This window comes from Marinobacterium rhizophilum DSM 18822, assembly GCF_000378045.1.
GTDB classification, from domain to species: domain Bacteria; phylum Pseudomonadota; class Gammaproteobacteria; order Pseudomonadales; family Balneatricaceae; genus Marinobacterium_A; species Marinobacterium_A rhizophilum.
On sequence record NZ_KB899113.1, the window covers coordinates 67,823 to 76,636 of the forward strand.

Below are 8,814 nucleotides of genomic sequence, written 5' to 3' on the forward strand. Positions count from 1 at the left end.
AACGTGCCCATTCCGGTACCGATGGCCTTCCATTCCTTCGGCGGCTGGAAAGCCTCGCTGTTTGGTGACCACCACATGCACGGCCCCGAGGGCGTGCGTTTCTACACCAAACTCAAGACCATCACCTCGCGCTGGCCGACGGGCATTCGCTCCGGCGCAGACTTTGTCATGCCGACTATGGAGTAAACATGGCAGACGGCCCCAGCGGGCCGTCTCGTTATGAAGCCAAACGCCCTGGCGTCTGCAGACCTCCTCCTGATGGGTCTGCTTGCTTTAACGGCCCCTGGCCGTACCTGCCCCCCACCATAGGCAGGCAGGTATTGACCCGGTCAATTGCTATCCACCGGGTCAATACCCTTTTATCCAAGCGGTACCTGAAAACGCTTATACGATGAGCCGGATTCCTGGGGTACAGATCCGCACCCACTGCCCAGATACTGGCTCTCTCACACCAGGCTCTATCTATTACCTCTATCAACCGCTCTGCCTCTTTGCACGGAACGCCAACAACAGTCGATGCAGCATCTTACGGCCCAATCGCGCTCTGTTAAGCGCGGGCGTGAACTCCGCTTGATCCGCAAGGCTTATCCACTACCTGCCAATGCTTGCAATTTTTATTGCACATATAAATTGACAGCAATTAGCGTTGTTGGGTAATGTACTCCTAGTGCTGCCGTGTTGGGATCGCGACTTGGCGAGAAAGGCAGAGTGAGCAATCCATTCAGCCGTCTGGATTGAGAGGAATCACGTGATTAAAAGAATAATGCTGGAGGCTGCCATGCCTGTAACCTACTCCCGCGTAAAAGGAATTCTCTACCGTCACCTACGGCTTACCCAGCTTTCAGGATGCCACCATTTTTGAATAGAGAGCGATCCAAATCTCAATTTCAGATTACACAAGGCGACTTGGGATTATTGATGGAACCGGCCGCTCAACGATAATCCTGAATATAAAAGTGTAAGCGCTTAATTCGAAACATATAAAAAATAAAATACGGGCTTCTGCCCCTATGGAGAGGAAAATAAAATGAAGAAGATCGCCTTGGCTAAAAGCCATTGTTTATCCGCTGTTACATCCCTCTGGCTCGCAACGCCGGCCCTGGCGAAAGAATTAGGCATGGGGTTCGCTATAAGCACCTTTGATGACACCCCCCGTACCATTCAAACTGGTCACTCCGAGTAACGTCGACGATGTCTGTCGGCAAGAACTGATCAGCCAGTCACGCCAGGTACCAATCGATAGCGGGAATCCTCTTCCCTATCCATGCCCCACCTGGACCCGTGATGCACCATAGATCTCTTAGTTGGGTCTCCATTCGTTAACGCTCAGAAAAGCGGAGGGGTGCGTTATGAATAACTCATCACCAGTAGAAGCGTTGTCCGAGAGCAGCGTGATTCCTCAGACAAAACCGTACGAGTACGTGCTTGAAGTCGTTAATGCACGCAAAGAATTCCCGGGCGTTGTCGCACTGGACAACGTCTCGCTCAAGGTCCGCCCTGGTACCGTTCATGCCCTGATGGGCGAAAACGGCGCCGGCAAGTCGACCCTCATGAAGATTATCGCCGGCATCTATCACCCCGACGCCGGCGAGATCCGGCTGCGCGGTGAGACCGTGCACCTGGCCACCCCGCTGGCGGCCCAGGAAGCCGGCATCGCCATGATTCACCAGGAGCTGTTGCTGATGAATTCCATGACGGTGGCGGAAAACATCTGGATTCGGCGCGAACCCCACAACGCCTTCGGGCTGGTGGATCACGCCAAGATGCACCGAATGACCACCGAACTGTTCGACCGGCTGAATATCCACCTGGATCCGGACGCCGAGGTCAGCGAACTCTCGGTGGCCAACCGCCAGATGGTGGAAATTGCCAAGGCGGTGTCGTTCGACTCCGACGTACTGATCATGGATGAGCCCACCTCGGCCATTACCGAGAAGGAAGTGGCGCACCTGTTCGAGATCATCCGCGGTCTGCGTGAACGGGGCATCGGTATCGTCTATATCACCCACAAGATGAACGAACTGTTTGAGATCGCCGACGAGTTCTCGGTGTTCCGCGACGGCCATTACATCGCCACCCACCTGTCATCCGAGGTGACCCGCGACGACATCATTCAAATGATGGTCGGCCGTGAAATCACCCAGATGTTCCCCAAGGAAGAAGTAGAACTGGGCGACGTGGTGCTGTCGGTGAAGAACCTGACCCTCGAGGGCGTGTTCCACGACGTGTCCTTCGACGTGCGCGCCGGTGAAATCCTGGGCCTTGCCGGCCTGGTCGGTTCGGGCCGCTCCAACGTGGCCGAAACCCTGTTCGGGGTGACACCCGCCACCTCCGGCACCATCGAGATCAATGGCAAGGAGGTATCGATTCAGACTTCCCATGATGCCATCAAGCTGGGCATGGCGTTCCTCACCGAGGACCGCAAGGAAACCGGCTGCTTCCTGCCGCTGGATATTCAGGAAAACGCCCAGATGGCCGTTATCCACGATGACTTCGTGAAGTATGGTTTCGTGCAGGAGGCCAAACTCGAAAAGGTCTGCCTGGAAATCAGCCAGAAGTTGCGTGTGAAAACGCCGAACATGCATGAGTGCATTGAAAACCTGTCCGGCGGTAACCAGCAGAAAGTGCTGATCGGTCGCTGGCTGCTGACCAACCCCAAGATCCTGATCCTCGACGAACCCACCCGCGGCATTGATGTCGGTGCCAAGGCCGAGATTCACAGCCTGATCACGCAGCTGGCCCATAACGGGGTCGCGGTGATCATGATTTCATCCGAAATGCCCGAAGTACTGGGCATGAGTGACCGCGTTCTAGTCATGCACGAAGGTCACTGCACCGGCATTCTGGATCGCGCAGACGCCGATCAGGTAAAAGTCATGGATTTGGCTGCCCAATAATAACGCGTTACCGCATCAGGTAAATGAGAGGTCGATTATGACAACCCGAACTGCAACCGCGCCTAATGCCACTCTGGCAGCGCCCTCCAAAAAACGTCTGCCCCAGGAAGTCAGCATCCTGCTGGTCCTGTTCGGCATCGCCGCCTTCTTTGAAGTCCTCGGCTGGTTCCTCGTGGGCCAGAGCTTTCTCGGCAACATGAGCCGACTGCAGATCATCATTCTGCAGGTCTCGGTCATCGGCATCATTGCCGTGGGTGTGACCCAGGTCATCATCACCGGCGGCATCGACCTGTCTTCCGGCTCCGTGGTGGCCATGAGCGGCATGGTCGCGGCGACCTTCGCCCAGCAAGCCAACTGGCCGAAAATCATCCATCCGGCGCTGGTTGACCTGCCCTGGTTCATCCCGCTGCTGGTGGGCCTGGCCGTTGGCGCGGCCGCCGGCTTTGTGAACGGCTGGCTGATCACCAAGACCAAGATTCCGCCTTTTATCGCCACCCTGGGCATGATGGTATCGGCCCGTGGTGTGGCCCGCTGGTACACCGACGGCAGCCCGGTATCCGGCTTCACCGAAAGCTTTGCCATGCTGGGTAACGGCCTGGGCCGCTGGGCACCGGTAGTGATCTTCCTGATTGTGGCCGTGGTGTTCCATGTGGTCATGCGCTACACCCGCTTCGGCAAGTTCACCTACGCCATTGGCGCCAACCCCCAGGCTGCCCGCGTTTCGGGTATCAATATCGAGTCGCACCTGATCAAGGTCTACATGATTGCCGGTCTGCTGGCTGGTCTCGCCGCCATGGTCGCCATTGCCCGCATCAAGACTGCCCAGGCGGGTATGGGCCTGATGTACGAACTGGATGCCATCGCCGCCGCCGTTATCGGTGGGGTATCGCTGTCCGGCGGTCGCGGCCGCGTCACCGGCACCGTGATCGGTGCACTGATCCTCGGCGTGATGCTGTCGGGCTTCACCTTCCTGCGCGTCGATGCCTACTATCAGGACATCATCAAGGGCGCCATCATCGTGGTGGCCGTGGTAGTCGACATGCACCGTCAGAACAAGCGCAGCAAGACAACCTGACGACGCAGGCCCATGTCAAGGGGCTCCTAATCATCCATCGTGGTGGCCGTGGTGGTCGACACGCACCGACAGAACAAGCGCAGCAAGAAGACCTGACGGCGCAGGCCATGACAAGAGGTTCCTAATCCTCCATCGTGGTGGCCGTGGTGGTTGACATGCACCGTCAGAACAAGCGCAGCAAGACAACCTGACGACGCTGCGCGCCAGGAGATGGTAATCGAGCGGAGGCCCGGGGTGTTCATCGCCGTCCTCTCGCTCGATCGCACAAGCGGATTGGTTCTTATCTTCTTGTACTGCCCGAGCACAGGATTTCATACTCTCCGGCATGATCAATGCCAGCTGATCAAAACGCTGATTCGCAGAGCCTCATGGGCTTACTATCCGCCTCCCCCTTGGCATCTTGTGCATTAGCACCGCATCCAGAACAATCACACCCTGGCCTTGCAAGTACCCCGGTAATCCCCCACTACCAAAGCACATACCGTCTTGCATAGATAATGGCGTATCCTACCGACCAGCGCTTGCAGGATGGCGTTAGCTTCAATGCCGCAGTTGTCACTAAGCCAGCCATACGAATGGGACCGGTCGCCTCAATCGACTGTTCCGGATATCGCCCTCGCCTGCACCTCCAGCGCCATCTTGATATCCCCCGTCAGGCATTTCACCACATTGGCGGATACCCCAAGCCGCAGGTTCCGTGGGCCACCCTGTAGCCAGAACCCTAGAAGCCGTAACGATTGCTTTCCCTGCTCCGGCCTCCCAGACTCAACATCAACATGCTGTTAATGACTCGGGCAATCAGCATCTCGCGGTCTATGTCCTCACCCGGACTACAGATATCCGCGATTGCCTTCTGATGTCGCTCGCCAAACCGCGGACTTTTCCACGAACTGGAGGCAAAATCTGCAACAGCGCTGCGCTACAAAGCCACGGGTGGTACATCGAAGCAACAACAGCCCGCGATCGGCCATTACAGACTTACTAGAGCCTTTCGGTATTGAGCAGACTGACCCGGCACACAGCAAGTCCTTGTAAGACCATGGCGAACACTAGAGCCTCCAGTAGAACCCTGGGCTAGGTTACAAGGGCCAAAGATATGCGAAACGCGACCGCTAACCGGCTAGGACGCACGCAGGTCGGTCAACGTGAATAACGAGGTCAGCTGCTTGGATTACCGGGCGATTGCGCAAGGGTGGGACGCGAACATTGGGGGGGCCCATATCCATCAAGGCGACCTGGGCTGAATGAACGCTTGGATCAACGAGTGATAGCAGGAAGGCAAGGAAACAATTAAATCTACGGTCGCGATATTATCTCGCGTTCAGGCAGACTGAAGCACAGAGCGAGGCATGCCTCATAGGCGGGGGTTGTACTTCAGAGTTGAATTCGCGCAGTACTATGATCGAATTCGCATGTTGCGGCCCTGGCAACGAAGGCTCCGCTGACAGTGATTCAGCCATGCCGCCGGAACCGGCGGGGCTTATGCCTTGTAAAACTCACCCCCTCCGCCAGCGGCGAAAGGGGTGAAAGGGGTGTTGAGGAAGAAGGAAAACTCAGCCGAACTCACTGACTTTGACAGCGCGGCCCTCAATGACCGATTTAAGTGCAGCCTCAGCTAACACCAACGCCAAACGTCCGTCTTCAAAACCCACTTCGGGAGCCACACCGTTTTCGATACTGTCGACAAAGGCATCAATCTCGGCGGCAAAAGCCTCGCTGTAACGGTCGATGAAAAAGTTCATAAGCGGCGCGCCCTGACCGGTAAACTCCGCGCGGTGAAGCGTGGTCATATTAGGACGGCGGTTTTCTGATATCACCATGCCTTCGTTGCCAAACGCTTCAACACGCTGATCGTAGCCATAGCTCGCCTGACGCGAATTATTGATGATGCACTGTTTGCCGCTAGCGGTGCTAAGAACGACCGAGACTGTGTCCCAGTCATTCAGACGCTCCATCAGCACGGGGTTGACAAGGCGCGAGCCGGTCGCGAAAACTTCAGTCACTTCTTCGCCGAGGATGAAGCGCGCCATGTCGAAATCATGGATTGTCATATCACGGAATATGCCGCCCGAGGCTTCCATATATGAGTCCGGCGCCATGCCTGGATCGCGGGACGTGATGACCACCTGATGCAACTCGCCGATTTTGCCCGCCTCGATCGCAAGACGCACAGCACGATGGCCCGGATCGAAACGCCGAACAAAACCAAGCATAATCGGCAGATCAGAGCTGGCAATGCTGTTCGCACAAGCGTTCACACGATCCAGCGACAGATCGATCGGCTTTTCGCACAGAATCGGCTTGCCCGCCACAACGGCTTGCTCGATGAAATCGGCGTGGGTGGGTGTCGAAGTCGCGATCAAAACAGCGTCAACGTCACCAGACAGGAATACATCCTCCGCCGAAGCGAAGTTGGTAACACCCAGAGTTTCTGACACCTGCGCCGCCGCCGGCGCATAGACGTCGAACACACCGGCGAGCTCCGCGCGCGGATGCGCATGGATATTTTCGGCGTGCATACGCCCAATACGGCCACAGCCGAGTACTGCAATTTTCAACATAACGTTCCCCAGAAATATCACTCAGGCAACGTTAGTTGCCAGTGTGTTAATTTGCCAATATGAATTGCTGTCGTTCCCAAAAACCTATCGCACGGGGTCGACACCAAAGGTTTACGAACCACAAGTTAAAAACACGGAATGTGCCGCATCCGGTACGGCCATGATCACCGCCTCTCCCTCACAGCAAGCATGAACTCAAAAGCGATTCTTTCGACTTCTGCGCAAGTCGCCTGCGAGTGTCCGTCATCCATTGCACCTAATCTCGAAATCGGCAGTCAATCCAGACGCCGTCTTTGGCATTCGATGCTATTGCGGCCTGAATAAAAGCAACCCCAGCAGCTCCCTCCCTCAGCCCCGGATAAGCCAAAAGCCCCTCAGGTAATGACTGTCCGTCCCGACGCGCTTCAATTGCAATAGCAAACTCCTCATATAGATTGCCCCAGGCATCCGAGAGCGCTTCTGCATGGCCACGCGGCATATGAACAAAACGCTCGGCGTCCGCAAGCATCCCGGCACCATGCCCTCGCGAAATCCGGATGTGGGCCGCATTGACTGGGCGGTGATGTAAATATTCGGGATCCTCCTGGTTCCACTCAAGCGTACCCGTCTCACCGGAAACCCTGATACGCAGTCCGCATTGAGCACCGGCAACCGCTTGGGAGATCAGCATCGAACCTGCAACACCCCCGTCAAAACGGCAATTGATGAATGCTGTATCTTCCAGCGGCTGTTCAGCGCCAAACCTGTGAAACTCGGCACGCAACTCCGTCATCTCGAGCCCGGAGATGAATTCTGCGAGATGATGGGCATGGGTGCCAATATCCGCCGTTGTCGCGGCACCGCCCACCATATAGGGGTTCTGGCGCCATGGGGTGCCAGACCACGCACTGGCGGTGGGCAGTAACGCCATCTCCTGAAAATACTCTACATGGATCTGGGTAAGGCGCCCGATCATGCCCTCCCGCACCATTTGACGGGCCTGACGCACCATCGCGTGTGCGGCGAACGAATAAGTCACGCCAAAAACAAGCCCGGTTTCGCGCTGTTTTGCAATGAGACTGCGGGCATCATCCAGCGTATTCACGAGCGGTTTATCGCTAATGATGTCGATTCCTGCATCCATGAAGGCCATGGCCACAGAATGATGAAGGTGGTTTGGAACGGTAATGGCCACGGCATCAATACCATCTTCACGGGCGGCCTCCGCACGTGCCATCTCACGCCAGTCAGTATAACTGCGATCCTCAGCCAACCCCCATTCCCGCCCCGAAGCGAGTGCAACCTCAGCGCGTGACGACAACGCCCCTGCCACGATATCCCAACGATTCGACAGCCGGGCGCCACGGGCATGGATTTTTCCGATGAAGGCCCCTGCACCACCACCGACCACACCGAGTCGCAGCTTGCGACTCGCCGTCGGAAAGCAGGGTAAGCTTTTGTTATTATTAGGCATACGTCCTCTATTTTGGCTCATTACCAGTGTTAGCCGACTGGCTTCGAATAACAGCTCGCCGACCAAGAACACAACATTAATTGCAATCATAGCTAAATTGCAACAAATTATTGTGATTGGAAGTAGGGCCAGTCAATGTTCTGCTTCGATGACCGCGTTTGTAATGTCTGTGCAGGCCCATGAAGTGGCTACATGTCTTTTGACGCCCCATCGTTCCCCCTGCTTTCCAGCAAGCTGACGAATGGCCAACTTGAACGGTTTAACCACCGCTTGATGAACCGGAGTACAACTAATTTCAGGACGATTTTCCCCATTTCAACAGGTTCGATGGTGTCTGGGCCGGTGACGACGATGCAACACTGGGCGCCAAAACTGCCATCGAAAATGCCAGTCAACACGATGAAATGCCGTTATTGGGTAGTTCCGGGACGAACAGCTCCGTGAAATTGCCACATTACGCATCTACAACAGGATTACTCTACGGCCACCCAACACCGGACAGCCCGACAGCCCGACAGCTCCCTACTGCGCTCAGCAGGGCATCAGCAACAACACAATCAACATAAATTCCGCTTTGTATTGATTTGCAATTTTTATTGCTATAAGGTTTTATCACTGAACATTAGCCGGGGATACCGCACTTCCACTCCACGGATCATTCCGTGCAAGGCACAGCTCCTGGCTTAAGCGGCAGCAATGCCCAGAGGCTGCCTGTAACGCGAACCAACCGGCTCGGTACACCCATAAAACCAAGATCAACGCGACTGAGGGTTTCATATGCCACGCATCATTCACCATTTCATCAACGGACAGGAAATCGCCGGGCAA

6 protein-coding genes and 1 pseudogene are annotated in these 8,814 nt (G+C 55.9%); 4 read left to right on the forward strand and 3 right to left on the reverse strand.

The features are described 5' to 3' along the window. The 4 genes and pseudogenes from F451_RS28125 to F451_RS0121205 all read left to right on the forward strand — a co-directional run. Positions 1-186, forward strand: a pseudogene (locus tag F451_RS28125) (methylmalonate-semialdehyde dehydrogenase (CoA acylating)); the annotation flags it as partial. Between the two features lie 841 nt (positions 187-1,027). Continuing rightward, positions 1,028-1,183 carry a hypothetical protein gene (locus tag F451_RS27895; RefSeq protein WP_020683424.1) on the forward strand — a complete coding sequence of 52 codons (156 nt, stop codon included), beginning with the start codon at positions 1,028-1,030 and terminating at the stop codon, positions 1,181-1,183. Positions 1,184-1,349: 166 nt separating this feature from the next. Continuing rightward, a complete protein-coding gene (locus tag F451_RS0121200; RefSeq protein ID WP_020683425.1) occupies positions 1,350-2,897 on the forward strand; it encodes a sugar ABC transporter ATP-binding protein in 1,548 nt (515 codons plus the stop codon). A gap of 37 nt (positions 2,898-2,934) precedes the next feature. Next, on the forward strand, positions 2,935-3,972 hold the full coding sequence (locus F451_RS0121205; RefSeq protein WP_020683426.1) for an ABC transporter permease: 1,038 nt from the start codon (positions 2,935-2,937) through the stop codon (positions 3,970-3,972). 1,553 nt (positions 3,973-5,525) lie between these two features. Here F451_RS0121205 and iolG read toward each other — a convergent pair. From iolG to F451_RS28235, 3 genes are all read right to left on the reverse strand, one after another. Beyond that, positions 5,526-6,533 (reverse strand): inositol 2-dehydrogenase, encoded by a 1,008-nt coding sequence (gene iolG, locus F451_RS0121210; RefSeq protein WP_020683427.1) that lies wholly within the window; start codon positions 6,531-6,533, stop codon positions 5,526-5,528. A gap of 256 nt (positions 6,534-6,789) precedes the next feature. Continuing rightward, a complete protein-coding gene (locus tag F451_RS0121215; protein ID WP_205624049.1) occupies positions 6,790-8,076 on the reverse strand; it encodes a Gfo/Idh/MocA family protein in 1,287 nt (428 codons plus the stop codon). A gap of 522 nt (positions 8,077-8,598) precedes the next feature. Continuing rightward, positions 8,599-8,814: hypothetical protein (locus tag F451_RS28235; RefSeq protein WP_205624050.1), on the reverse strand; the 216-nt coding region annotated here is incomplete at its 5' end.